Source organism: Desulfosporosinus hippei DSM 8344, assembly GCF_900100785.1.
In the GTDB taxonomy this organism is placed as follows: Bacteria; Bacillota; Desulfitobacteriia; order Desulfitobacteriales; family Desulfitobacteriaceae; genus Desulfosporosinus; species Desulfosporosinus hippei.
Genome location: NZ_FNCP01000063.1, coordinates 1 through 2,087 on the forward strand (window position 1 = coordinate 1; position 2,087 = coordinate 2,087).

Here is a 2,087-nt window from a genome sequence, read left to right on the forward strand (position 1 = left end):
GCACCTGTCGACCCAACATCACCAGTAGCTCCCGTTGCACCTGTTGATCCAATATCGCCAGTGGCCCCAGTTGCACCAGTAGCCCCAACATCGCCCGTGGCCCCAGTTGCACCCGTTGATCCAACATCGCCAGTGGCCCCAGTTGCACCCGTTGATCCAACATCGCCAGTGGCCCCAGTTGCACCCGTTGATCCAACATCGCCAGTGGCCCCAGTTGCACCTGTCGACCCAACATCGCCTGTAACTCCCGTTGCACCCGTTGCGCCAACCTCGCCTGTGGCTCCCGTTGCACCTGTTGATCCAATATCGCCAGTGGCCCCAGTTGTTCCAGTAGCCCCAACATCGCCCGTGGCCCCAGTTGCACCTGTTGATCCAACCTCACCAGTAACTCCGGTTGCACCTGTCGACCCAACATCTCCAGTAGCTCCAGTTGCACCTGTTGATCCAACATCGCCGGTAGCCCCTGTTGATCCGGTTGCACCAACCTCACCAGTGGCCCCAGTTGCACCAGTCGCCCCCACATCGCCAGTAGCTCCCGTTGCACCAGTAGCCCCAACATCGCCCGTGGCCCCAGTTGCACCCGTTGATCCAACATCGCCTGTGGCTCCAGTTGCACCCGTTGATCCAACATCGCCAGTAGCTCCCGTTGTTCCAGTAGCCCCAACATCGCCAGTAGCTCCCGTTGTTCCAGTAGCCCCAACATCGCCGGTAGCCCCAGTTGCACCTGTTGATCCAACCTCACCAGTAGCTCCCGTTGCACCGGTTGCGCCAACATCGCCTGTGGCTCCGGTTGATCCAGTTGCGCCAACATCACCAGTAGCTCCAGTTGCACCGGTTGATCCAACATCGCCAGTAGCTCCCGTTGCACCGGTTGATCCAACATCGCCTGTTGCTCCCGTTGTTCCTGTTGATCCAACATCGCCTGTTGCTCCCGTTGCACCTGTTGATCCAACCTCGCCAGTGGCTCCGGTAGCACCTGTTGATCCAACATCGCCAGTAACTCCAGTTGCTCCGGTTGCCCCAACCTCACCAGCGGCCCCAGTTGCACCGGTTGATCCAACCTCGCCAGTGGCCCCAGTTGCACCTGTTGATCCAACATCGCCGGTAGCCCCTGTTGATCCTGTTGCACCAACCTCACCAGTGGCCCCAGTTGCACCTGTTGATCCAACATCGCCGGTAGCCCCAGTTGCACCTGTTGCGCCAACATCCCCTGTGGCTCCGGTAGCACCTGTTGATCCAACATCGCCTGTTGCTCCCGTTGTTCCTGTTGCCCCAACATCACCAGTGGCTCCCGTTGCACCTGTTGATCCAACATCGCCCGTGGCTCCAGTTGCACCCGTTGCGCCAACCTCACCAGTGGCTCCAGTTGCTCCGGTTGCCCCAACATCGCCCGTGGCCCCAGTTGCACCCGTTGATCCAACATCGCCTGTAACCCCAGTTGCACCAGTAGCCCCAACCTCGCCCGTGGCTCCGGTTGCACCAGTAGCCCCAACATCGCCCGTGGCCCCAGTTGCACCCGTTGATCCAACATCGCCTGTAACCCCAGTTGCACCGGTTGATCCAACCTCACCAGTAGCTCCAGTTGCACCTGTCGACCCGACATCACCTGTTGCTCCGGTTGATCCGGTTGATCCAACCTCGCCAGTAGCTCCAGTTGATCCGGTTGATCCAACCTCGCCAGTAGCTCCAGTTGATCCGGTTGATCCAACCTCGCCAGTGGCTCCAGTTGCACCGGTTGCGCCAACATCGCCTGTAACTCCAGTTGCACCTGTTGATCCAACATCCCCAGTAGCTCCAGTTGTACCTGTTGATCCAACCTCGCCAGTGGCTCCAGTTGCACCTGTCGACCCAACATCACCAGTAGCTCCCGTTGCACCGGTTGATCCAATATCGCCAGTGGCCCCAGTTGCACCCGTTGCGCCAACATCACCAGTGGCTCCAGTTGCTCCGGTTGATCCAACATCGCCGGTAGCCCCAGTTGCACCTGTTGCGCCAACATCCCCTGTGGCTCCGGTTGCACCTGTTGATCCAATATCGCCAGTGGCCCCAGTTGCACCTGTCGACCCAACATCGCCTGTAACTCCCGT

1 protein-coding gene is annotated in these 2,087 nt (G+C 59.7%); it reads right to left on the reverse strand.

The window, feature by feature from the left end; genetic code table 11:
- A partial coding sequence (locus BLS16_RS22990) for a hypothetical protein (protein ID WP_427846396.1) occupies positions 1-2,071 on the reverse strand: 2,071 nt, incomplete at its 3' end.
- Positions 2,072-2,087 lie beyond the last annotated feature (16 nt).